The sequence below is a fragment of the Photobacterium malacitanum genome, assembly GCF_900185615.1.
In the GTDB taxonomy this organism is placed as follows: Bacteria; Pseudomonadota; Gammaproteobacteria; order Enterobacterales; family Vibrionaceae; genus Photobacterium; species Photobacterium malacitanum.
Genome location: NZ_FYAK01000002.1, coordinates 130,370 through 153,512, shown reverse-complemented (window position 1 = coordinate 153,512; position 23,143 = coordinate 130,370). Strand labels below are relative to the sequence as shown.

Genomic DNA, 23,143 nt, shown 5'->3' with positions numbered 1-23,143 from the left:
TTTAGTAAATATATAAGCTTTTTTTTAACTTACAAAAAATAAAACATGTAATTTCAACCATCACTAGCGATTACTACTCATACCTCAGTAATCGTTATTGCTGAAATAAAGCATGCATCAATGCACTCTAGACAACGATGGCATTTATCAGTATCAATAACTGGTTTTTTATCTGCATACCATATGATTGCCTGCTTTGAACATGAATCAACACAGCTTTCACAATAACCGTATAAATTATCACAGGTATTACTGATCACTAATCGAGTCTGTTTAACGGGTGGACGCGCAAAATGAGTAAATAACTGACGACGGCTATACTGTTTTGACTCACGCATTGAAATATATCTTAGTTGGTGTTTTAACGGCATCAAACAGCTGAGCTAACTCTATAATAAAATGTTGACCTAATTCAGCTAAGTTACGATAAGCACCAACAGGTGCAGCTTGTTGTAATAACGCTAAGTAATGTCCAGACCATGGCAATAAGTGATCAGATAATAACTCGGTCACAGCCTCAAATCGTTGTTCTTCAATTAAACTAGCAATCACCATCACCATTAACCCAAATTGATCCTCTGGCTCATTATGCTTTGCTTCAAATTCAATCCCGTTTTGCTGTAAAAAATCTCGAAAAGCAATCGTTGAATCACCAAACACCACTGATTCTTTGTCTAAATAAACCGAGCCCCAAGGTGGCGCAGCCATCTCACCAATCCCTGTGAATAATTGATCATGCCAGACAGATAACGTATGAGGATCTGTTGCCGAAATGGCTGTTATTGTGTTATCAAACAAAGAATGTCCGCTGTTATCTAATGCTAAAACTGCATTAATACCTACTGTTTCATATTGGCTCGGATGGTAATAAAACAAGCCACCAATAATCCTGCTTAATACTTTTATATTTTCCATATCATTACAAATGAACATAGTTTCTCATTATCTATTAATTTATATCGACAATATAATAATGCTTTGAAACTATTTTACATATATTGACATAAAACAATAAATGATAATTCGGCAAAGGCATAATTACGCCATCACAAATAAAGAGTAATGTTGTAAGGATATATTGTGTCGAATTTAAAAAAGCCATTGAGCATAACTCGTCGTAGCGTGCTTAAAAGTGGCTCTTTACTGGCTGCTGCCGCAGGAGGAATGTCCCTACCATTCACCAGTGTTAAAGCCATCGCTAAAGAAACACCAATCAAACCCAATGAACAGATAGTTTGGTCATCATGTACTGTTAACTGTGGCTCTCGTTGTCCATTAAGAATGCATGTTGTTGATGGTGAGATTAAATATGTTGAAACGGATAACACCGGTGACGATATCTTTAACCATTCTCATCAAGTACGTGCTTGTTTACGTGGTCGTTCAATGCGTCGTCGTGTCTATAACCCTGATCGTCTCAAATACCCATTAAAACGTATTGGTAAACGTGGTGAAGGTAAATTTCAACGTATTAGTTGGGATGAAGCATTTGATATCATCGGCAATAGCCTCAAGCATACAATTAAAGAGTATGGTAATGATGCAATTTACCTCAACTATGGCACTGGAACCCTTGGTGGAACGGTAACAAAAAGTTGGGATCCATCAAGCACGCTTATCGCTCGTATGATGAACCTTTGTGGTGGCTACTTGAACCACTATGGTGACTATTCTGCGGCAAACATTGAGCGTATGAGTGAATTTTTCTACGGCGCATTTGTTGATAATAACAGCATTGATGATGTTCAAAATGCTGATTTATGTATCATGTTCGGTAATAACCCAGCAGAAACACGTATGTCTGGTGGCGGTCAAGTTCACAGTTTTGTTGATGGCCAAAAAATCCATCATACTCGCACTATTTGTATTGATCCGCGTTATACCGATACAGCCGGTGGACGTGAAGATCAGTGGATTCCAATTAAACATGGCACTGATGCGGCATTATGTGCGGCAATTGCCCATGTATTAATTACAGAAAATAAAGTAGATCAGCCTTTCCTGGATAAATACTGTGTTGGTTACGATGTCACCACTTTACCACCATCTGCACCTAAGAATGGCAGCTACAAAGACTATATTTTAGGTAACGGTGATGATAACACGGTGAAAACACCACAATGGGCAGCCCCTATTACTGGTATTCCAGCCGATATTATCATCAAACTTGCGCGTGAAATCGGTAATGCTAACCGCACTTACATTACTCAAGGTTGGGGATTACAGCGTTCAGCTAATGGTGAGCAAGCATGTAAAGCTATCATGATGCTATCTCTATTACGTGGTCAAGTGGGTCTTCAAGGAGGTGGTACAGGAGCCCGTGAAGGTAATCATAGTTATCCTTTTGTTCGCTTCCCTAAAGTAGAAAACCCAATAAAAACCGCTATTCCGATGTTTTTATGGACCGATGCTATTTTCCGTGCCAATGAAATGACAGATAAAACAGACGGAATTCTCGGCGCTGAAAAACTCAATAATCCGATTAAGTTTATCTGGAACTATGCGGGTAACTGTCTGATTAACCAACATTCGGATATCAACCGTACTCACGATATTTTACAAGATGAAAAAGCCTGTGAAATGATTGTGGTAATTGATAACCACATGACTTCATCAGCGAAATACGCCGATATTGTCCTGCCAGACTGTACCACATCAGAGCAATCAGATTTCTGCATGGACGGTGCAGCGGCGTCCATGCCCTATTTCATTTTTGCAAGCCAAGCCATTAAACCACGTTTTGAGTGTAAACCAATTTACGACATCATGACTGGCGTCGCCAAACGCATGGGAGTTGAGCAAGCCTTTACTGAAGGCCGTACTCAGGAAGAATGGTTACAGTGGATGTATGCTGAAACTGTTAAGCAAAATAATGACCCCGATTTACCTGATTACGACACGATGCGTAAACAAGGGATCTATAAAAAGCAATTTGATCGCCCACATGTGCCTTATGAAGATTTCCGCGCAGATCCGATTGCTAATCCACTTCCTACACCATCAGGAAAAATTGAAATTTACTCAGAGCAGTTGGCTGTTATCGCCAAAGAATGGACTCTTGGTAAAGATGAGTTCATCACTCCTATCGCTGAGTATCACTCAACGTTTAATGGCTGGGATGCTAAAGATCGTGACCAATTCCCGTTACAATTAACTGGTTTCCACTATAAAGCGCGTGCCCATTCAACTTACGGTAATGTTGATATTTTAAAAGCTGCAGCGCCGCAAGAATTATGGATGAACCCTGTTGATGCAGCACCTCGCGGCATTAAAAATGGCGATTTAGTCAGTGTTCGTAGTCAACAAGGTGAAGTTAACGTGCGTGTAAAAGTCACTCCTCGCATCATGCCCCATGTCACAGCCCTTGGTGAAGGCGCTTGGTATTCACCCAACAGTAAAGGTGTTGATCAGGCAGGTTCAATCAATGTTCTCACGACCAGCCGCCCAAGTCCGTTAGCAAAATCAAACCCATCACACACCAACCTCGTTGAAGTGAAACTCGTTAAAAGCATGGGAGCTGTATAATGACACCGAAAAAACAATACGGTTTTTACATCGACTCAAGTAAATGTACAGGCTGTAAGACCTGCCAGTTATCATGTAAAGACAATAAAGATCTGGGCATTGATCGTAACTTTCGTCGAATTTATGAATATGTCGGCGGTAATTGGAGTGAGAATAACGGTGTATTTCGCCAAGATGTATTCTCATATTACCTCTCAATTTCATGTAATCACTGTGATGATCCCGCTTGTACTAAAGTGTGCCCATCAGGGGCTATGCATAAACGAGAAGAAGATGGTTTAGTTGTCGTCAATGAAGATGTATGTATTGGTTGTAAATATTGCCACATGGCATGCCCATATGGTGCACCGCAATACAGTGAAGAAAAAGGACATATGACTAAATGTGACGGCTGTTTTGAGCGTGTTGCTGAAGGATTAATGCCAATTTGTGTTGATAGTTGTCCACTACGCGCCATCGAATTTGGGGAAATCAGTGAGCTACGCAAAAAATACGGCACCAATGCTAATTGTGCTCCACTGCCAGATTCAAACATTACCCATCCAAACTTGATCATTAAGTTAAATCCAAACGGCAAGCCTGTGGGTGATACCAGTGGGTTTTTACAAAATCCTCGAGAGGTAAAATAATGCTATATCCTGAATTACCCCTAGTCGCCTTTACTGTATTAGCACAAACGGCCGTCGGCGGTTATATCATTACAGCAGGACGATTATCTCAATTGGGATCAACAGCCAAACATCGCCAACCTTTAGTACTGAGTATGATTGTATTATGGGCATTTATGGCAATCGGTTTTGCAGCTTCTACTATGCACCTCGGCAGTCCTTTACGGGCGTTTAATGCGCTTAACCGTGTTGGTCACTCTGGTTTATCGAATGAAATCTTAACTGGTAGTATATTTTTTGCTATAGGTGGCCTGTATTGGTTAGCTGATCTGCTCAAAATAGTGACTGAATCTGTATTAAAAATTGCACGTATTATTGTGGCAATTGCTGGCATTGTATTTATGGCGGCAATGATCAAAGTATACTTGATTAATACCGTACCCGTTTGGGATAGCAGTTTTACTTACGTTGAATTTATTGGCACTGTATTAATGTCAGGTGTATTACTGGGCTATGTATTGCTCAATCTAACCCAAACAACCACTGCGACATTAAACACTAAACTAGCAATTTTTGGTGTTTGCATGATTGCAATACATCTGGTTATCACAGCTTGGCAATTGGTTGATATTGCAACAATTACTACATCAATTCAAACTGGGGCTGAACATTTAGCAGTGTACTCTGGGTCAATTATTACGCGCTTGGTATTGCTGGTGATAGCTGGAGGATTATGGTTGTTCTCTGCACTTAAAGCACATCAAACTAAAGCAATTACTGCCATTAGTTTACTGGCTTTTATCGTGATGTTTATTGCAGAGCTCATCGGTCGCGGAGTTTTCTACGGCTTACACTTCACTGTTGGCATCATATAATCGATTTAATGCTATAAGCACTCATCAATAAAACGCCATACACCTATTAAGCAGTTGTATGGCGTTTTTATATTAATCTTCTAATTTATTTTTGACGACCAAATACTTTAACGCCAGCACGAGTGCCGTCAGAATTACCAAACACTTCTAACTTCTTCACACAACGCTTGTATGAGAATTTACGCCAACTTGTTTCTTGATTCTTTTTAAGGTCGCGGTAAAACGAAATATTACGTGTTTCACCATTTCTAAACGTTACCTTTATACGTTCAAGGCGTAAATTACGCTCTGCTTTTACTTTAATCGCATCAGTATTACGGCATACTATCAACGGGATTTTTGCGCCATGGTTACCAATTTCAAGTAAAATAGTACGCCCTAGTGTAATTTGGTCATAAGCGTGAGCCGTTGATAGGCTGCCGAAAAAACCAAGGGTAACAAACAGGTAAGGAAGAGCCTTTTTTATATTCATGATCTCATTAGATAAGCAAGCTAAAAATTGCCACCATCGTAGCGTAAATAAATATGAAAACGAGCAATTATTCACAGCTAAAACAAATTAATAGTCACAAATTAAAACCTTTAATATTCTAAAATGTGTCATTATTATCTATAAAAGCGGCTAATTAAATCACCACATCACTACCCACACACTAATAAAACAATTCGATTACAATGTTAACAACCAGAAAACACCAGTAACTTTGTTTTTTAATAAATAAGAAATCATCGACAATTCTTATGAGGTCGCTTTGGTATTTAAGTAAGATCGAACCGCTCTAAAACTAGCAGCAAATGTTAACGGGGAACACAAACATTAATGGTCTTAACGTTGTCATTATTGCGATGACGCCTTTAAGTACATTAATAATAGATCATCTCCAATATAATCATTATATCTATCAGAGATGATGTATTGTTTTATTAATTACGGTATAACGTCACAATGTTTTGAGGGGTAAAATTAACCATATCACCCTGAACAAGCATCTCTAGTTCGAGATCAGCACTCATTTCAATCACTTCGCCTTTCATAAAATCAGACTGACAATCGACAATTTTCACTTTAATTTCATGCCTATTTGAGCGGAGTTTTGCAGTTTCACCTATTTCAATAGGTTTATAAATATCAACCGGTGCTTTGCCAAAGAAAGATCTTGGGCCATTTACGTCATCCCACTGCATCGTCATTTCCTTATGATTAATGTATCTAATATGACTTACTCATTATTCATTCCATGTAAGTCAGATAAATTGATTATTACATCTGTAACATAACCATCACATTCTATAGTGAGTTTAATTATTTATTCAACGAAAAAATCAACAAAAAAGGTGATGAAAACCACGAATACAATCTATTTTATGCTGCTTTTATTCCATTTATCATCGCTATATAAGACTTTGTTTCTTTAAGTAACCAAATTCAATATTTTTATCTAATAAGGAAAATTAATACATCAAATGTTAGGCTAACGAATAAAGGCTGAAGTACTATAATGCATCAAAGTCTGATTTCTTTTTTTCTACATTTACAAACTTAATGATCTGTTCCCACTTATTTGATTGGTATGTCATCATTAAATACCCTTTTCCATCGGATAAGCCTTTCAACTCAACCATTGCCTGGCTGCCATCCTTTCCATTCCAATGAGACAACCAGCTACCACAATCATTAGTCTTTAAGCATTGATAGAACGCGCTATCACTATCGTTATCACTAGCTGAATAATCAGTAACTTGAGGAGGATAATATTTTTTAGTTAAGCTTTTCTTTATTTGGCTGTATAACGCTTTTCCTTCAGCACCTAATTTATCGCTGGTAATATTTCGACTAACAAGGATTACTTTTTGGAGCCCATGCTTATGATCGATGACAACGATATAACGCTCACCATAAGAGACTTTTTTAATCGGTTGTGTTGTTTCACACATCATTAAATGTTTTCTTGTAGAACAATCAGTTAATAATACTTTACTGCTAATTTGTTGATACGATTGCCCCCAGACGAAACCAAATGGCGCTTCTATTTCATTTGCCATTGAACTTAATGATAATGTAACCAAAAAAAATCCAAAAAAAATCTTCATAACAAATCCTTTTGTTTCACTACATTCATGGTCAAAATTCAACCAGCCAGCTGAAATTCAATATTAACAGTTAACAGCCACCATATAAACCAAATGGCATATAATTGTGTGTTAATTATTCTCTGCAACATTCCAGTAAAAATAGATTTGTGACGTTCCACTCAAAAAACATCAACAACGATCTTATATTGCAATAAGTTATCGCCCCATTGACTTCTAAAAAAACAAAAAAATAAAAGCAAAAAATAGAGACTATCAATGTATAAGTGTATATATTGGTAAGTAAAGGAATTACTTATAGATGAGTTTATCGATAACAGCTTGTAGCTCACAACTGCAATAGGGCTGTTGTCTATCATCCGCCACGTTACCCTATTATTAATTTATGGAGTTCAATATGCGTAGAAACTTATTATCTATAGCAATGTTACTAACTGCATCTGGATCGGTATATGCCACAGAAACATATGATCCAAACAAAAGTTATTCAGCTAAAGAACAAGTGCAACTCAATGGCAATCTTTTTGAAGCTCAGTGGTGGGTAAACCCAAATGAATCGCCCGCTAATATCACTCAAAATACTTGGGAATCACCATGGATCTTTATTGCTGAATTAGAATCAGACACTATCCCTGAAGAGGTATTACCTCCACCCCCTATTCCTGAAATCACACCAGATCTTGATACTGCTAGTCAGGTTAAGTACGTTCAAATTATGAGCGAAATGGCAAATAAAATGGTCCAGCGTGTTCAGGAACTAAAATCATTTGCTAATAATCCTGACTTCTATTTCTTTAAAGACGGTAAAAAATTCATTGAATTAAATGGCATTAATTATGAAATAGATCAACAACATGGTACACCTATTGTGCCATTACGTAATTGGGCTGATGATAGTGCGACCCGTAACTTATTCAGCTTTTTTGATCAAAGCTGGGAATTCTCCATGTATGAAGGCGGCGTTGTTGTTGTTAATAAAGAATGGGGAAATTACGACTGGGGTAATGGTTGTGTACTTGAATATCTACCCGATGGTCATTTAGATACTGATAACGTATTAAATGAAGCTCTCACTTGTTTTGTTGGCTCTGAAACAAACACACCATTAGCTGCAACTCACCTTGCACCGTATAAATTTGGCGTTAATGCAGAATACGCTAATATGGTATCGCTTGAAAATATTGGCAACAAGCTGATTGTGGCACAATCACCTACCGCAGAAAATAGTCAGCATGATGTGCCGATGGTAGGTATTTATGACACCAAAGATAATACAACCACTAAAATCTTTGGTATTAGTGAAGATCAACCGTACAAAGGCTTAGACGACTTACGTAGCTACAAGTCACAATTATTTGTTTCAGCCATTAGTGCTCATAATCGAATTGATGTTTTTAATGGTGAAAATAGCCAATACCAGTATTCTTATGCTGTTCAACATGCAGGCCAGGCGAAAATCGCTATTAATAACCAGTATATTTTGGTTGCCGATGCTGAAAAAATTACTGCTTATCAACATGTTCAACTAAAAAATGGTGAAACACAATCACTACAACCATTTGCTTACTTAAGTTATGCTCATGGTCGCCCTACCTCACTTGAGTTTATTGGCACTAAATTACTTGCAGGTGGTACTCAAGGCTCAGCTGTTTATGATTTAGCATCTCTATCACAAGGGGTGACACTGCAACCAATACATAAAAACCTAGGTGGCGTTGAAGCAATGGATGCCAATGGTAACTATATTTTTGTAAAAGAAAATAATGGTCAATATGTTGAATCGACTACACGCTTTGCTATGTATGACATTCAGCAGTTTATTGCCAATGATTACCAATTTAAGGATGCAGAAAAAGCGGTTTATCTGATTGATCATTTTTGGGTAAACGGTAATGACTTGCTGGTTCGTGATAATGAAATTGTTTCTTTAACCAATTCGATCATTGAAACAGTTGCACTGGATAAATTAGATACACTTACGTTTACGCCAAATGCATATGTACCTACAGCGCAATTAGCATTTGATGATTTGCCACATACAGCCAACGTTCGTAAAGTATTACAAGATGGCCTTAACGAAGGTTTATGGTCAATTTCTGCCAATATGGGCTCAATGGTTAATGTCCGTCTTGTTGACCGCCATACCGTTGAAATAACGAACTTCACTGAAGTCGATCTCCAGCAGCTAGATCTTGATATTCGTGCACATAGTCAACATAGTTGGGCGCGTTTAGCTCAGTTAGATAAACTTCCAGCTTACACCCGTATTACATTGCCACTTGCTGATCTTAATGTAGACAACAGCTTTAATACTGTTGATGGACGTGGCGTTTATAATTATACCAAAATGTTAAGCACACTTGACGGTGTAGGTAACACATACGGCCATTACGGCACACAGCATTTGATTGATGCACGTTACAGCACAGCCACTAAACATCCGTTGTTGGATAAGTTAAATAAAATAGATGCAACATGGGACGTAACATTCACCAATCAATTACTCACTAATCCTGTTGCAGAAAAGCCGTGGGATGCAAATAGTATTAAACGTCATATTGAGTTAATCTCAAATGTTGCTTACATTGTTTCAAGTGATAACTTCAAAAACAAACTGCTGAATTATAAAGAGACATATGGTCATGATATGTTCCTATATGGCACGACATTTAATACTGACGCCCTGTATGCCGATTTACTTGATAAGACCTTAAATTCAAATGGTTTTGTTAATTACCGCAAGCAGTCTGGTTTCCAAAATACATTCAGCTTTGGTAAGAGTGCTGGTACCGTATTTGGCTTATCTGATGGTGAACTAGATAAAGTTGAGCGTGGTGAAATGTATGATTTTGCTCTGTACCTCGGTGAGCAAATTGGTAACAGTTGGTATGACGGTTGCCCTCCAGTACCGTGTAACTGGAAAGAAATCCACTTTGCAAAACTATTTGTAGATGTTTACAACGAGTTAGATAAGGCCGGTGAATTACCTTATTAACATCCTCTCTTAACAGAAGTATGTTAGACAAAGGGTTGTGGTGTACTGCCGCACCCCTTTCTTTTATTCGTAACCTTCCACTCTTAATATTATTTAATCGTAATCAGTTAATCGTCATTGGTTAGATCTTTTAACCAAAAAAGTAATCCCGTAATGCATAGACACAATACAATAGGTACAACTATTGCGTAATTTAATGAGAACGCCATTAAATTACTACCGACTATCGCACCAATAAAAATAGCAAGCCATAAGCTAAGTTGCTTTAAAAATAACTGTTTATCACCTTGTCCAAGCAATAATAACGCGAGTTCTCGGCCTGTATTTGCTAGAAAGGCAGTGGCAAATGTTAATGGCATCGCCTTACTGATTGTGATCCTTAAAGCAATATTTTGTAGCCCCATCGCAAAAGCGAGTACAAAGTTAGTTGCCATTGGAGCGGTAATTTTTTCGATAAAAATAGCGCTACCTAGCAATATAGAAACAGCGCTCATCACCAGCCAGCGATAATTTTTTTTCTGCAATACAGCAATCATCTCACCAACAGTGATCCCGCTAACAAATAGCAAAATCACTCCTATATAAGATATTGATTGTCCATATTGATGACTGGACAACAACATTGCCACATGGGTTGTGTTACCGCTCATGAAGGATACAAATAGACCATTTTTAAGATGGATAAAACCAATAGCATCAACAATACCGGCACTAAATAATAATAAGAATGGCATTGCTGAAAGAATAGCTGGTTTAATTAAAGATAGATTCAATGGCTTATAATATTAAATAATGATAACAATATCGTCAGTATTACATTTATTTCGAAGATTTAACATAGGCTAAACATAGCCATAATAGTTTTGATTATATTATGGCTATCTCATTTATTACTTAATTACGCCACAAACCATACGCGCGCCACCACCACCAAGAGGTTTAGGGTGATCTGAATGGTTATCACCACCAGCATGAATCATTAATGCTCGGCCTTTTAAATCAGCCAACGTTAATCTAGGTGCTAAAACAGGTTGCTCAACATTACCTTTCATGTCGACATAAAGAGGGGGTAAATCACCTAGATGGTTATCATTCGTCCATGCATAACCGTGTTTATTAGTGTGCATAGGATCATAATGCCCTCCTGCTGCTCCACCTAAAACAACTTTACCCATTTTTTCTGTCGTAGCGCATGATGGATTAACATGGACATGAAAACCATGTAAGCCTGCTGGTAATCCGGTTAAATGTGGAGTGAAAACAACACCATATTTTGTTTGGTGTGCCGATATAGTCCCTACCATTGTACCGGTATTAAGATCTGTCATCTTAACAGAAAGATCCGCAGCACTGGCACTCGCTGAAGCTAAGATTAAAGCGGATAGCAGTATTTTTTTCATATTTTTATTCCTTTTATTAATTATCCTACAACGCTGATTGATTCAGTGTTTCTAATACTTTTTGTTGTCCAAATAAAGTAGCAAATTCTGTCAGATTTAGTCCTGATTTATTGCGATGATCACCGTAACGACACTCCGCCTTATATAACGTCTTTGCTATTTTCACTTCACCTTTAATTAAAGCACCCATAAAAGCAGTGTTGCCTCTTTTATCCTCAATACAAGCATTAGCGCCTTCTTTAAGTAATAAATCGACTGATGATTCATGACCATAGTAAGCCGCAACCATCAATGCAGTATAACTTTGACTATTGGGCTCATTGAGAGGAAATCCAGCATAAATAAATTCATGCAATACTTCATTATTTCCAACTCTAGCTGCATCAAAAAATAATTGAATTAGCTGCTCAGCATCTTTTTTATGACTGTCTAATGCCATTGCAAAATTTGATGACGCTAATAACAGCAGAGAAAACGTCATATAAATAATATTTTTCATTTCCTTAACCTCTAAAAAGAAGAAACTTACAAAGATACTAAGCGGGGGGAATTAGTAATATTCTTTGTAAGTTAATATTATTTATTTACTATTTTTCATTATTTTCTCTAATGGTACATGTGTCGCTTTTGCTAAGCGCATTCCATAGTTTTCATCTGCTAAATAAAAATAACTCACCATTTTTATTTTTATTGCTTCATTATTAACTTTATTCAAATCACCAGAAAGATTATGAATAAGATCTGTTTTATCTTGCTCACTCAGACTTCTATAAAATACGCCAGCTTGATAAAAATCACGTGGATTAGCGATCGCTTTTTGTTGAGTCACACCACTCAGTTTTGTTTCAACATTTTTATACTGCGGATCTTGTGATAACTTTATATTATTACTTGGCTCATAGTTAATATTTGAATCATGGTTAGCGTTATTACTAAATCCATCTTGATTATAGTTATTCACTTGAGCTAATGGACGATTTATTGGTAGCTGAAATTGATTTACTCCAACACGATGCATTTGTGTATCAGCATAAGCAAACAAACGCCCTTGTAATAAACGGTCTTCAGATGGTTCAATACCAGGAATTAAATTAGACGGTGCAAAAGCTGCTTGTTCTGTTTCTAAAAAGAAATTATCAGGTACACGATTTAAGGTCATCGTGCCTACTTTTTTATCCGGAATATTTAACCATGATTTAGTTGCATCTAATCCGTTATATTGAAGTTTACTCATTTGCTCTGGAGATAATACTTTTACATATAGATCCCATTTAGGATAGTTACCAGCCTTTATCTCTGTGTACAGATCGTTGGTTAAATGGTTAAAATCTTTACCCTGAATCTCAGCAACTTCATTCGGTCTAAGGCTTTTTACACCCTGCTGGCTTTTCCATTGAAATTTAACATAATTGACATCGCCTTGCTTATTTATCCATTTATATGCGTGAACACCAAATCCATCCATTGTTCGATAGCTCGCAGGTGTACCTAAATTACTATAAACCCATGTCAGCATATTGGTGGCACTAGGTTGTAAGCTAAAGAAATCAAAAAAGCGATTTGGATCCTGTATATTAGTGATAGGTGATGGTTTTAAAGCGTGCACCATATCAGGAAACTTAATCGAATCACGTATAAAAAATACGGGCAAGTTATTACCAACTAAATCCCAATTTCCCTGTTCAGTATAAAATTTAGTCGCAAATCCTCGAGGATCTCGTAATGTTTCAGGAGAGCCCTTAGAATGGATCACTGTCGAAAAACGAACAAAAACAGGGGTTTTCTTGCCTTTCTCAGCAAAAGGTACAGATGATGTCAATTCTGAAAAATCAGCTGTTGCAACAAACTCACCATGTGCGCCTGTACCTCGAGCATGAACAACACGTTCTGGAATACGCTCTCGAGCAAAACGCTGAAGTTTTTGAATGAGCTGAACATCCTGCAGCAGGACAGGGCCATTTGCACCAGCTGTTATTGAATTCTGATTATCGCCAACAGGCGCACCATTATCTCTCGTTATTGTTTGAGCTTGCAAAGGTACACTAGCTAACACTGTCGTTATTAACAATATATTCTTTGACGTTCGCATAATTATTTCCCTTATAAAAATATTCCATGAACACAGATATCTGTATCTGACGAATTTTTACTTCGCTGCAAAAGTATATTGATATATTCAAAATGCATAATTGTTAATATCAATAGCACTAATAGGAATTACCAATGAAATTTTAATAAGAAATTTAATGCTATTAGTCATTAATTTCGAAGAAAATACAAAATGGTAATAAATACTTAAGGGGAGTTTATTGCTACTAATGGACTAAAATAGAAGATCAAAGACGCTGGGACAGCCATATGCTTATTAACAAAAAACACGTATCTATCCTTCCTCTTTGAAGATTTAGATAACCATGATATTTCTTTCCAATTACCGCTTACCCACGTATATTTAATCGGTTTTATTACTATCTGTTACTCATTAATAACTCAAAGCATAAAGGAGTATGCAATGCATCAAACAATAACATCATTACTTATTATTGATCCTCAATACGACTTTTATGATGTTCCATTACATGAGCAACGTAATGTAGCCGCACAGACAATCTCTCCCGCCCTTCCTGTTCCCCATTCATGGGAAGACGCGCAACGATTGGCTCGCTTTATTCATCAGCAACAAACTAACATCAACAATATCGTGGTAACCCTTGATAGCCACCATGAGTACGATATTGCACATGCGATTTATTGGCAAAATAAGCTTGGCCAACACCCAGCCCCATTTACGCTTATTAGCTATCAAGATATTGTTGATGGTCTGTGGCAGCCAACCGATCTAAAACAACTTAACCATGTACTTGAATATACTCAGTCTCTTGAGCAAACAGGTAAATACAGCCTCATTATTTGGCCAACACACTGTGTTATTGATTCAGTTGGTCATACCGTTGTAGCCCCAATTCAAACAGCTATTGAGAATTGGGAGAAGCAGAAAAACATTTCACGTCACACCATATCTAAAGGTGAAAACCCACATACTGAGCACTATGGAGGATGTGAGGCTGAATACCCACTCCATGATGATATAAAGACCCAGTTTGATCCCCAATTAGCAACATTAGTCGTACAGAGTGATCGTGTTTTTATCTCAGGACAGGCGCTATCTCACTGCGTCGCCAGCACCGTAGAACAAATGATCAACAAGCTACCGCGCGATGACATTCGTAAATTAACGATTCTCATTGATACCACCAGCGCTGTTGCAGGCTTTGAAAAACAAGCACAAGCCTTTGTTGAAAGAATGCTCGCTTTAGGTGTTAACATCGCTAATACCACCGATGTTATTCGCCGTTAGATCTCATATTGCGCAATGTATTACTGCGCAATATGAATAGGAAAGAGAATATTGAAATGTTCAAAATAACGGTGCGATTAGCAATGATTGTTAGAACTATTGAACATTAGTAGATGGTTACCCTTTTTTCTTTGAATAACTTTGTTCAAATTTTTTCTGCTCAGATTCTAGTTCAATAAAGAGTTGAGGCAGTTTTTCTTTATTACCGCAAAGAATAGCAACTCTAACTTCTTGTAGTTTTTTTTGTAATTGATATTTCACTTTCTTGGTAATTAATATAGATGTTTTCATAGCTAACACTTCCCCAAAAGCACAGTGTCTATCTAGAGTATTAATTTATAACTAGACATAGTGGCAGGATATAAAATTTCACTGTTTGATTATTATTTTATAAAAAACTCACTTCCCGATATAATCATTCCTTAATAAATGACAGTCATGGGAAACTTCACTCAGTACACATTTAATATTTTTTATGTATTGTCTAATTGATTATAATGTTGAATTACAGCTTTCAATGTCAATAACAGCTTGATGCTTTTGATTTTTTTCTTATTTAAATGTCTATCAAGCCCCCAAAGAATACCTAAAAAAATACCATTATTATATTGCCTGATTGAAAAGAAATAATATTCCTCATCTAAAGAAACATCATGGCCAATTTCTTTTGAAACAATTTGAATATACTTTTCATTAAATTCATCCTTCCAAAGAAAGTATTCCACAAAACCACGAATATGAAACTTAGGCGCTCTATATGTAATATTGTCACAGCGAGTCATACACGTACTGTCATTTTTTATTTCCATATAGCTTCTCTTAATTACTCAATAGCATAAACGCTCCCTTAAAAATACCTATACCACGAAATTTAAATATCTCATAATCATAAAAAGCTGTATTGTTAATCGCTTTTCCCTATCAACTAGCCTTTAATATTTATAAATTTAAAATAACGTCATATATATCAATGTGTCTGTTACTATATAAAATATAAAAAAGGACAGCCATATAAACATATAGCTGTCCTGTCTTTTTTAGTCTTATCTTTGCCTTAAAGAAAAGGGGATTTATTAGCTCTTTTGCATCTGTAACTGCAATCGTAATACTGGCTTATCATTTATAGGTAAGTGAATTAAAGCTGCGATAAATGCCATTACAACCGTTAACCACCAAATTGGGGTATATGAACCGTAAAAGTCATAAATTCGTCCACCAACCCACGCACCAAGGAAGCTACCAATTTGATGAGTAAAAAAGACTAATCCGTATAGTGTTGATAAATAACGTGCTCCAAAGATCTGACGAACTAATCCTGATGTCAATGGCACCGTACCTAGCCAACAAAAACCAATCGCACCACCAAAAATAACAGCAGTGATTTCCGTCACAGGAACAGTAATAAAGGCAGCAATAACGACAGTACGTACTAAGTACAAGGCTGTCATTACATAACGTTTATCATATTTATCCCCCATGATGCCCCAAAAATAAGAGCCAAAAATATTAAAGACCCCTACGTATGCTAAGGCCATCGCTGCTGTTTGAGCAGGTAACCCTTTATCACCAAGGTAACTCGGTAAATGGGTGGCGATAAACATGACATGAAAACCACACACAAAAAATCCCATGTGGATCAACCAATAGTTTTTATTGGTAAAGGCTTCTTTTAACGCCTCTTTTAATGTTTGTGAATTATCAACAATCGGCGCATTGGCAGCAGTGGTTTTACTGACTTTCATAAAAGAAGCAAAAGCAACCATAACACAACAGCTTAATGCGAAAATTTGCATCGCTGTTTGCCAGTCAAAGTTATGTAATAAAGCTTGAGCACCAGGGATCACCGCAAACATACCAAATGAACCCGCAGCCGTTGTTAGACCAAAGGCCTTTGCAGTATGCTCAGCAGGCACGACTTGAGCAACGGCACCTAAAATTATTACATAACTCGTTGCACTTAAGCCTAAACCAATAAGCATGCCAATACTTAAATAAAGCATACTAGGCTCTGTGGCAATTGAGGTTAAATACAAACCTAAGCTATAAGCAATTGCGCCACCAATGATAATACGACGAGAGCCAAAGCGATCTGCAGCCATACCAATAAAGGGTTGAAACATACCAAAAAGAAGATTTTGAAGGGCAATTGCAAAACTAAAGAATTCACGTCCAGTACCAAACGTCTCTGAAATTGGCATCATAAAAATACCAAAAGATTGTCGTATACCTAAGCTAAAAATTAAAATACCAATACCCAGCCAAACTAATGGCGGGAAACGGAAAATACTCATTGATTGTGCTCTATTTATTGTTCGTGTTGATGGCAATGGATTGGTTTATCTGTAGCCGTGACGCTATTTTGTTGGTGGCATCCTCCGCTCGTTGCATTAGTTGCTAATGCGTCTAGCAAAGGCTGACAATGATGAACAGCGACTAAAGTTACAGCGAGTAACAGTGCCATTCTTAACAATTGGGCGCTGATAGATTGTGATCGTATTAATGTGTTGATATTTATAGTGAACACCATGCGTTAAAAAAAGAACGCGCATGATAGAGAAAACAAAAAAACGAAACAAATGAATAAAACACAACAATATTATGCATAGAAAGCATAGCGAATTTTAGCTTGCCATCCGTTTAACGGCGCAACCTTTTATCTATGCTGCATGTGATGCAATTGGCGGGAATTTTTAGACTCTGATAAAAACGAAAAAGAATAAAGATAATGCTCGACTTCTTTTCAGCATCACCTTTCATGACATTCGCAATATTTACTTATATAAAGCCGCTCGGGCTTGTCCAACACTTCGAATAGGTGTCGGCTGCGCGACACATATCCATATCTGTTATGTGTGTATTTGATACAAGTGCCCTGATTCAAATTCGTTCTCAGCTGCGCACTTTATTTGCCAGCCGAGTTTATGCGCCACTTTTTGGCTACCCACATTATCTGAAGCGATGAAGATTTTAACTTGGATTAAGTCGATGGATTGGGCTAGATTGGATATTGCGGACTTGCACATTAGAGACGCTAATCCTTGCCCCCAAAACTTCTGACGAATGAAATACCCAAAGTCTAACTCGCCATCAAGTTGAGTAATTCCGCAAAAACCAACAATTTCGTTAGTTTCAATAGACCTGAAAGCAAACCTCGTTTCTGCCTGTTGTTTATTAGTAAACCAAATCTCAGCTTCTGCATCAGTCAAAGGTCTTCTAGGTCCCAAAAACCTCATAGTTTTCTCGTTTTGAAGCAAGTCAAACACAGAGTTTCGATCGCTATCAACTAATTGTGAAATAAAGATTTTGTCCAAACTGCCCTCCTAGCACATAACAACTTATTAGCTTACGCTCTCTCTCAACTTGAAATTAGAAAAGGTTGTTTGTCCACCAAGGAACATAGGACAGCCATACCTTTACTTTAAAAACTCAACGCGCGGTTAGTAGATTCCCTATCGCCCTCGCGGGCATTAAACAATCATGTCCCATCTATGCTCGAGTTGAAAAATGACGGTCGTTGAACCATTAACACTTTTATGGCTGTCCTGTCTTCCTCTGTCTTTCCGTTAGGTGCGTGTTTCAACCGGTATCGCATTGATGTTTTCTTTTACGACTCTTGCTGGATTACCCACCACGACTGCATTTTCAGGAACGTCTTTAGTGACAACGCTTCCTGCACCTACAACAGCACCAAAACCGATACTTACCCCAGGTAAAACAACCACATTAGCTCCAATCCAAACCTTGTCTGCTATGTAAATTGGTTTTGCAAACTCTTCATAGGTATAGCGTGTTGCAGTATCAAGCGGATGACCAGCCGTACACAATGTTACGTTTGGCCCTATCATTACGTAATCACCAATAATGACCTTGCCACAGTCTAAAATGACACCGTTAGTGTTCATATAGAAATTTTTGCCAACTTCGATGTTGTAACCATAATCACAGAAGAAGTTTCCATTTAATTGAGTCGTTTGATCAGAACGACCAAAGAGACTTTGGATTAAAGCGTTCTTCTCAACAGCATCGAAGCACGAACTAATTTGATGGCACAGCTTGGCCGCTTTGAGCCTATCTTCAGGCAAACCCTCTGAGTCAGGGTTATATAATTGACCGCTAATATGACTCTTTTCTCTGTTACTTAATACTTCCATTTATATACCTAGCTTGTTGAAGGTTACCTAAAGACGGAGAAGAATATAGGACAGCCATATCTTTGCTTTAAAAACTCAACGCGCGGTTAGTAGATTCCCTATCGCCCTCGCGGACATTAAACAGTCGAGTCCCATCTATGCACTATTGAAAAAATGACGGTCGTTGAACCATTAACACTTTTATGGCTGTCCTGTCAGCATGTGATGCAATTGGCGGGAGTTTTTCGCCCCGGATAAAAACGAAAAATAATAAGGATAATGGCATTAACGCAAAGGATAACGCTCGACTTCTTTTCAGTATCACCTTTCATGACATTCGCAATATTTACTTATATAAGGTTGTTCAGGCTTGTTCAACACTTCAAATAGGTGTCGGCTGCGCGACACATATCCTTATTTGTTATATTTACGTTCACATTACTTTATTTAGGTAAGTAGCTATTTCGTTTCCAATATTTTTTTGAAACTCTACACGATTAAAACCATCAGGATCTTGTGCAATTACACCTAACTCAGCTTTTAAAAAATCAGGGTAAGCAGTTAAAAATGAATAATGGCCGGCATTAGGGATTATTTTATAAGTTAACAAGCCTGTATTTTGAAGACCATTTTTTATTACGTTGAAATTGTATTTCTCAGTTAACTCCTCATCTTTCTCAGAAACTAATAATAAAGTAGGAATATTTACATTCTCAAATGAGTGCTTTGCCAAGAATGGTGCCCCTACAGGCGCCATTAATACTTGTGCGCTAATTCGAGCATCTTTAGAGTTCACGATTACGTTTTGAGTTAATAAATTTCCAAGCACTGGTGCACAATACGGGTCTGATAGTGTTGGCACATTTTTGCACAAATCAATTAATTCTTTGGTGCTAGCTACTCCCCCTGACACAACAAGGGCGCTGTAACCACCAATGGAGTGCCCTAATACAGCAATTCTCTGTGTATCAATATGTGAACTTAAACTAGGTATTGATAATGCTTTGTCTATAGATGCTGAAATATGCTTCGGCCTATTTACATAGTTCTCTACCTTGCCTTCTAACGAATTATCTAAATAATTATTTTGAAGATGCGAAGGCATAACAACAATGAAACCATTCTTAACTAAAGAAAGTGCTATGTCCTTATAAGACAAGCTACTACTTCCGGAACCATGCGATAGAATAGCTAATGGATAACTACCATCTTTGATTGCTCCAGCTATTGCAACGTTTAATTTAAACGGTCCAAAAGCTACAGCCTTTGGTTCCGAAGATGTTGGATACAATACAGCCATAGATAAACCATCTTTTGAAACATTATCTATCTTCCTAAACCCAACATCATTCGCATTAGCTGACAGAGATAAAAACATTGTTAAAGCAACAGCGATTCTAAATTTTTTCAACTGGCAAATCCTTTTGTAATAGCACATAAGCTAAAGTAAACATAACGCCTGCATAACACGTTTACTACCAAGCAATTATACTTAAAATTGACGCCCTAAAACGAGAAACACCCGACAACCTGAGACGTCGAGTGTAGTAAATCGTGTTGATGTATTTGTTGAACGAAGCCGCTGCGCGGCAGAGTAAAGTAGACAGCGATTAAGCCACCTTTAATACTCCTTTTAATGGAGTATTTATGATGAATAACGAACAACAGCAACGTTCATATTATCTTTATGAACAACATGTTACCCACCTAACTTTACAAGGTAAACGTCCAGCCACGATTGATGGTTATAGTCGTGCACTTCGTCGCATTACTCACCATTTAGATAAATCACCTGATACGTTAACCACTGATGATCTCAAGCGATACTTTGCTCAACTGATTAAAACCCATTCATGGAGCACAGTCAGAATTAATCGAAATAGATTACGAAAGTTATGGGTGTCCTATGTTTTTCTATTTTCATGTACCCAATATTTACTTATATAAAGCTGTTCGGGCTTGTCCAACACTTCGAATAGGTGTCGGCTGCGCGACACATATCCTTATCTGTTAACTGCGTGCCAAAGTGACACAAAACTTGTCAGCGTATAATAATTAAACTACAATTCACTTGTGCCACTTTGACACTGAATGGAGATTATTATGGCGACTACATTACCTCGTATTACAGCACGTGTAGATATTGATACACAAGAACTACTGTCTCAAGCTGCGGCTATTGCCGGTATGTCTAGCATTAACTCATTTGTGCTTAGTGCGGCTGTAGAAAAAGCCAAAACTATTATGGAACGTGAACGTGCCTTACAACTAAGTAAACAAGATGCTATGACGTTAATGACTGCGTTAGACCAACCAGCTAAACCAAATAGTAAATTACAAAAAGCTGCTTCACGTTATATGGATAAAACTCAATAATGAATACTGTCCAATTAGAAAAAGCTAAACATGACCGAAATCGTTTTGATTGTGGTATTACCGCACTCAATAATTACTTGAAAGTTATGGCAAGCCAACAAGCTAAGAAAGACAATACTCGTACTTTTGTTCTTGAAGATAAGCAATGCCCAGAGCACATTATTGGTTATTACACATTAACCATGACTCCGATTGATATTCAGGATTTACCACCTAAATTACAAAAGAAACATCACAGTGTAACTTCTGGTGGTTTGATTGCCCGCTTAGCAGTTGACCATAGATATAAAGGTCAGGGTTTCGGTGAGTGGCTTTTGATTGATGCGCTAAGAAAACTATTAATGGCAAGTGAAACAGTCGCCTTTCCTGTTGTCATTGTTGATGCAAAAGATGGCGCTGAGTATTTCTATGAAAAATACGGTTTTACCGCATTCAAAGACGCTGATAACAAATTGTTTATTACAATTGCAGACATTAGAGCCAGTATCGGTGAATTAATTTAAACCGAGAAGCAGTTAACGCCTGCATAACACGTTTACTACTATACAGACCTAACTGAATTTTAACGCCTTAATCACCGAAACTAAAGGCAAACTGAGATTGCCGAGTGTAGTAAATCGTGTTGATGCATTTATTGAACGAAGCCGCTGCGCGGCAGAGTAAAGTAGACAGCGATTAAGCCACCTTTAATACTCCTTTTAATGGAGTATTTATGATGAATAACGAACAACAGCAACGTTCATATTATCTTTATGAACAATATGTTACCCACCTAACTTTACAAGGTAAACGTCCAGCCACGATTGATGGTTATAGTCGTGCACTTCGTCGCATTACTCACCATTTAGATAAATCACCTGATACGTTAACCACTGATGATCTCAAGCGATACTTTGCTCAACTGATTAAAACCCATTCATGGAACACAGTCAGAATTGATCGAAATAGATTACGAAAGTTATGGGTGTTTTATGTTTTTTCTTCGGATAGGTGTCGGTTGCACGACAAATATCCTTATCTGTTATGCATAATTTCACGTACAGCATCAGCTAAGCCATAGATCAATAATGAATCTTGAACTCTTGCCGATGGATGAGCGAACATGATCACAGCCTTGCCATAAGTATTTAAAAACCAACTAATACCCCTACTTGTTTCGTACACTTCCGTTTTATCGAGATCTAAAGCCCAACGAAAGTCCCAACCTGTACCACAGCACACAGTTATATCGGGGTTATATAATGAGTATTGCTTTTGTATGTATTCTTTATCTTCAGCTACGACTTTGTTGAAGCTTGCTTTTATAGTTGTGTGCCTACCCGGTGATTTTTTAAGATTCATGGCACAAATTGATTTTAACGTGTCCTTTCTATCATTTTCTGTAATGTTAGCTAGTTCAGACCAACAAACATCTTTATCAAGTTTCGAAATGCACTTAACCCACCGCGAAATGTTATCCCAAGTCTGCCAACGCGCACCGTCGCGAATAAATTGCCTGAGATCCCAACCTCCGCCACCTTCGTCATTAACTTCCTTGAGGACAAAACAAAGCTTTAGCGAAGAGTTGATATAGTGTTCTTCCGACACGACACCATCCACGACAAAACCTTCTCGTTTGCCAATCCAACTTTTGAATAAGTTGGTTTCATCTTCATAAATGCTCATATGTCTCCATTATGCATAACAACTTATTCTATTAACAACTTGCCCGAATTTGTTCTTTGAACACGCGCCCGTATTTATCTCGCAATGATATAAAAATAATATAAATCAAATACATTTTTA

General features: G+C 37.5%; 24 protein-coding genes and 2 pseudogenes. 9 read left to right on the top strand and 17 right to left on the bottom strand.

Annotation, left to right across the window (positions count from 1 at the left end; translation table 11 throughout):
- Positions 1-77 precede the first annotated feature (77 nt).
- Positions 78-338 (bottom strand): 4Fe-4S binding protein, encoded by a 261-nt coding sequence (locus PMAL9190_RS05880; RefSeq protein ID WP_087844336.1) that lies wholly within the window; start codon positions 336-338, stop codon positions 78-80.
- Complete coding sequence (locus tag PMAL9190_RS05875) at positions 331-933, bottom strand: molecular chaperone TorD family protein (protein WP_087844335.1); 603 nt, start codon at positions 931-933, stop codon at positions 331-333. Before PMAL9190_RS05875 ends, PMAL9190_RS05880 begins: the two co-directional genes overlap by 8 nt.
- A 147-nt stretch (positions 934-1,080) precedes the next feature.
- On the opposite strand from PMAL9190_RS05875, the gene PMAL9190_RS05870 reads away from it, so the two are divergent.
- The 3 genes from PMAL9190_RS05870 to PMAL9190_RS05860 are packed head-to-tail and all read left to right on the top strand — an operon-like array spanning position 1,081 to position 5,008.
- Positions 1,081-3,525, top strand: coding sequence for a DmsA/YnfE/YnfF family dimethyl sulfoxide reductase (locus PMAL9190_RS05870; RefSeq protein ID WP_087844334.1), 2,445 nt, complete (start codon positions 1,081-1,083; stop codon positions 3,523-3,525).
- A complete protein-coding gene (locus PMAL9190_RS05865) occupies positions 3,525-4,154 on the top strand; it encodes a DMSO/selenate family reductase complex B subunit (RefSeq protein WP_065167657.1) in 630 nt (209 codons plus the stop codon). The genes PMAL9190_RS05870 and PMAL9190_RS05865 overlap by 1 nt, the downstream gene beginning before the upstream one ends.
- Positions 4,154-5,008 (top strand): dimethyl sulfoxide reductase anchor subunit family protein, encoded by an 855-nt coding sequence (locus tag PMAL9190_RS05860; protein WP_087844333.1) that lies wholly within the window; start codon positions 4,154-4,156, stop codon positions 5,006-5,008. Before PMAL9190_RS05865 ends, PMAL9190_RS05860 begins: the two co-directional genes overlap by 1 nt.
- An 85-nt stretch (positions 5,009-5,093) precedes the next feature.
- Here the strand turns inward: PMAL9190_RS05860 and PMAL9190_RS05855 are convergent, their stop codons facing one another.
- From PMAL9190_RS05855 to PMAL9190_RS05845, 3 genes are all read right to left on the bottom strand, one after another.
- Positions 5,094-5,480 (bottom strand): DUF2541 family protein, encoded by a 387-nt coding sequence (locus tag PMAL9190_RS05855; RefSeq protein WP_087844332.1) that lies wholly within the window; start codon positions 5,478-5,480, stop codon positions 5,094-5,096.
- A gap of 452 nt (positions 5,481-5,932) precedes the next feature.
- Positions 5,933-6,193, bottom strand: coding sequence for a hypothetical protein (locus tag PMAL9190_RS05850; RefSeq protein ID WP_065167660.1), 261 nt, complete (start codon positions 6,191-6,193; stop codon positions 5,933-5,935).
- 309 nt (positions 6,194-6,502) lie between these two features.
- Positions 6,503-7,099 (bottom strand): hypothetical protein, encoded by a 597-nt coding sequence (locus PMAL9190_RS05845; protein ID WP_065176585.1) that lies wholly within the window; start codon positions 7,097-7,099, stop codon positions 6,503-6,505.
- Positions 7,100-7,496: 397 nt separating this feature from the next.
- Between PMAL9190_RS05845 and PMAL9190_RS05840 the strand changes: the two genes are divergently transcribed.
- Positions 7,497-10,094 (top strand): hypothetical protein, encoded by a 2,598-nt coding sequence (locus PMAL9190_RS05840; protein WP_159458363.1) that lies wholly within the window; start codon positions 7,497-7,499, stop codon positions 10,092-10,094.
- A 107-nt stretch (positions 10,095-10,201) separates the two neighbouring features.
- On the opposite strand, the gene PMAL9190_RS05835 is transcribed toward PMAL9190_RS05840, so the two are convergent.
- The 4 genes from PMAL9190_RS05835 to katE1 all read right to left on the bottom strand — a co-directional run bounded on the left by PMAL9190_RS05835 (position 10,202) and on the right by katE1 (position 13,583).
- Positions 10,202-10,867 carry a YoaK family protein gene (locus tag PMAL9190_RS05835; protein ID WP_235004298.1) on the bottom strand — a complete coding sequence of 222 codons (666 nt, stop codon included), beginning with the start codon at positions 10,865-10,867 and terminating at the stop codon, positions 10,202-10,204.
- Between the two features lie 117 nt (positions 10,868-10,984).
- A complete protein-coding gene (locus PMAL9190_RS05830) occupies positions 10,985-11,494 on the bottom strand; it encodes a superoxide dismutase family protein (RefSeq protein ID WP_087844329.1) in 510 nt (169 codons plus the stop codon).
- 25 nt (positions 11,495-11,519) lie between these two features.
- A complete protein-coding gene (locus tag PMAL9190_RS05825) occupies positions 11,520-11,993 on the bottom strand; it encodes an ankyrin repeat domain-containing protein (RefSeq protein ID WP_087844328.1) in 474 nt (157 codons plus the stop codon).
- Positions 11,994-12,074: 81 nt separating this feature from the next.
- Positions 12,075-13,583 (bottom strand): catalase KatE1, encoded by a 1,509-nt coding sequence (katE1, locus tag PMAL9190_RS05820; protein ID WP_087844327.1) that lies wholly within the window; start codon positions 13,581-13,583, stop codon positions 12,075-12,077.
- A gap of 423 nt (positions 13,584-14,006) precedes the next feature.
- On the opposite strand from katE1, the gene PMAL9190_RS05815 reads away from it, so the two are divergent.
- Entirely contained in the window at positions 14,007-14,852 is an 846-nt protein-coding gene (locus PMAL9190_RS05815; RefSeq protein ID WP_087844326.1) for a cysteine hydrolase family protein, read from the top strand.
- A gap of 117 nt (positions 14,853-14,969) precedes the next feature.
- On the opposite strand, the gene PMAL9190_RS20195 is transcribed toward PMAL9190_RS05815, so the two are convergent.
- The 7 genes from PMAL9190_RS20195 to PMAL9190_RS05785 all read right to left on the bottom strand — a co-directional run bounded on the left by PMAL9190_RS20195 (position 14,970) and on the right by PMAL9190_RS05785 (position 20,393).
- Positions 14,970-15,143, bottom strand: a complete 174-nt coding sequence (locus PMAL9190_RS20195; RefSeq protein ID WP_159458362.1) for a hypothetical protein — start codon at positions 15,141-15,143, stop codon at positions 14,970-14,972.
- Positions 15,144-15,325: 182 nt separating this feature from the next.
- Positions 15,326-15,661 (bottom strand): hypothetical protein, encoded by a 336-nt coding sequence (locus PMAL9190_RS05810; RefSeq protein ID WP_087844325.1) that lies wholly within the window; start codon positions 15,659-15,661, stop codon positions 15,326-15,328.
- A gap of 264 nt (positions 15,662-15,925) precedes the next feature.
- A complete protein-coding gene (locus PMAL9190_RS05805; protein WP_065167674.1) occupies positions 15,926-17,143 on the bottom strand; it encodes an MFS transporter in 1,218 nt (405 codons plus the stop codon).
- A 14-nt stretch (positions 17,144-17,157) separates the two neighbouring features.
- Entirely contained in the window at positions 17,158-17,313 is a 156-nt protein-coding gene (locus PMAL9190_RS05800) for a hypothetical protein (RefSeq protein ID WP_370738749.1), read from the bottom strand.
- 385 nt (positions 17,314-17,698) lie between these two features.
- Positions 17,699-18,163, bottom strand: a complete 465-nt coding sequence (locus PMAL9190_RS05795; protein WP_087844324.1) for a GNAT family N-acetyltransferase — start codon at positions 18,161-18,163, stop codon at positions 17,699-17,701.
- A 252-nt stretch (positions 18,164-18,415) separates the two neighbouring features.
- Positions 18,416-19,003 carry a sugar O-acetyltransferase gene (locus PMAL9190_RS05790; protein WP_087844323.1) on the bottom strand — a complete coding sequence of 196 codons (588 nt, stop codon included), beginning with the start codon at positions 19,001-19,003 and terminating at the stop codon, positions 18,416-18,418.
- A gap of 412 nt (positions 19,004-19,415) precedes the next feature.
- Positions 19,416-20,393, bottom strand: coding sequence for an alpha/beta hydrolase family protein (locus tag PMAL9190_RS05785; protein WP_065167675.1), 978 nt, complete (start codon positions 20,391-20,393; stop codon positions 19,416-19,418).
- Between the two features lie 239 nt (positions 20,394-20,632).
- Between PMAL9190_RS05785 and PMAL9190_RS05780 the strand changes: the two are divergent.
- From PMAL9190_RS05780 to PMAL9190_RS05765, 4 genes and pseudogenes are all read left to right on the top strand, one after another.
- Positions 20,633-20,872 (top strand): annotated as a pseudogene (locus tag PMAL9190_RS05780) (phage integrase N-terminal SAM-like domain-containing protein); the annotation flags it as partial.
- Positions 20,873-21,085: 213 nt separating this feature from the next.
- Positions 21,086-21,358, top strand: coding sequence for a type II toxin-antitoxin system TacA family antitoxin (locus PMAL9190_RS05775; protein ID WP_087844322.1), 273 nt, complete (start codon positions 21,086-21,088; stop codon positions 21,356-21,358).
- The gene (locus PMAL9190_RS05770; RefSeq protein WP_175354183.1) at positions 21,355-21,861 is read left to right on the top strand and encodes a GNAT family N-acetyltransferase; all 507 of its coding nucleotides are present in this window, start codon (positions 21,355-21,357) and stop codon (positions 21,859-21,861) included. The genes PMAL9190_RS05775 and PMAL9190_RS05770 overlap by 4 nt, the downstream gene beginning before the upstream one ends.
- 212 nt (positions 21,862-22,073) lie before the next feature.
- Positions 22,074-22,328 (top strand): annotated as a pseudogene (locus PMAL9190_RS05765) (phage integrase N-terminal SAM-like domain-containing protein); the annotation flags it as partial.
- A 44-nt stretch (positions 22,329-22,372) separates the two neighbouring features.
- Here the strand turns inward: PMAL9190_RS05765 and PMAL9190_RS05760 are convergent.
- A complete protein-coding gene (locus PMAL9190_RS05760; protein ID WP_087844321.1) occupies positions 22,373-23,023 on the bottom strand; it encodes a hypothetical protein in 651 nt (216 codons plus the stop codon).
- Between the last annotated feature and the right edge of the window lie 120 nt (positions 23,024-23,143).

Excerpts from the sequence above, each read along its gene's own strand:
- PMAL9190_RS05880 (WP_087844336.1), bottom strand. The coding sequence starts at position 338 with ATGCGTGAGTCAAAACAGTATAGCCGTCGTCAGTTATTTACTCATTTT.
- PMAL9190_RS05875 (WP_087844335.1), bottom strand. The coding sequence starts at position 933 with ATGTTCATTTGTAATGATATGGAAAATATAAAAGTATTAAGCAGGATT.
- PMAL9190_RS05865 (WP_065167657.1), top strand. The coding sequence starts at position 3,525 with ATGACACCGAAAAAACAATACGGTTTTTACATCGACTCAAGTAAATGT.
- PMAL9190_RS05860 (WP_087844333.1), top strand. The coding sequence starts at position 4,154 with ATGCTATATCCTGAATTACCCCTAGTCGCCTTTACTGTATTAGCACAA.
- PMAL9190_RS05855 (WP_087844332.1), bottom strand. The coding sequence starts at position 5,480 with ATGAATATAAAAAAGGCTCTTCCTTACCTGTTTGTTACCCTTGGTTTT.
- PMAL9190_RS05850 (WP_065167660.1), bottom strand. The coding sequence starts at position 6,193 with ATGCAGTGGGATGACGTAAATGGCCCAAGATCTTTCTTTGGCAAAGCA.
- PMAL9190_RS05845 (WP_065176585.1), bottom strand. The coding sequence starts at position 7,099 with ATGAAGATTTTTTTTGGATTTTTTTTGGTTACATTATCATTAAGTTCA.
- PMAL9190_RS05840 (WP_159458363.1), top strand. The coding sequence starts at position 7,497 with ATGCGTAGAAACTTATTATCTATAGCAATGTTACTAACTGCATCTGGA.
- PMAL9190_RS05830 (WP_087844329.1), bottom strand. The coding sequence starts at position 11,494 with ATGAAAAAAATACTGCTATCCGCTTTAATCTTAGCTTCAGCGAGTGCC.
- PMAL9190_RS05825 (WP_087844328.1), bottom strand. The coding sequence starts at position 11,993 with ATGAAAAATATTATTTATATGACGTTTTCTCTGCTGTTATTAGCGTCA.
- katE1 (WP_087844327.1), bottom strand. The coding sequence starts at position 13,583 with ATGCGAACGTCAAAGAATATATTGTTAATAACGACAGTGTTAGCTAGT.
- PMAL9190_RS05815 (WP_087844326.1), top strand. The coding sequence starts at position 14,007 with ATGCATCAAACAATAACATCATTACTTATTATTGATCCTCAATACGAC.
- PMAL9190_RS20195 (WP_159458362.1), bottom strand. The coding sequence starts at position 15,143 with ATGAAAACATCTATATTAATTACCAAGAAAGTGAAATATCAATTACAA.
- PMAL9190_RS05810 (WP_087844325.1), bottom strand. The coding sequence starts at position 15,661 with ATGGAAATAAAAAATGACAGTACGTGTATGACTCGCTGTGACAATATT.
- PMAL9190_RS05805 (WP_065167674.1), bottom strand. The coding sequence starts at position 17,143 with ATGAGTATTTTCCGTTTCCCGCCATTAGTTTGGCTGGGTATTGGTATT.
- PMAL9190_RS05800 (WP_370738749.1), bottom strand. The coding sequence starts at position 17,313 with ATGGCACTGTTACTCGCTGTAACTTTAGTCGCTGTTCATCATTGTCAG.
- PMAL9190_RS05790 (WP_087844323.1), bottom strand. The coding sequence starts at position 19,003 with ATGGAAGTATTAAGTAACAGAGAAAAGAGTCATATTAGCGGTCAATTA.
- PMAL9190_RS05775 (WP_087844322.1), top strand. The coding sequence starts at position 21,086 with ATGGCGACTACATTACCTCGTATTACAGCACGTGTAGATATTGATACA.
- PMAL9190_RS05760 (WP_087844321.1), bottom strand. The coding sequence starts at position 23,023 with ATGAGCATTTATGAAGATGAAACCAACTTATTCAAAAGTTGGATTGGC.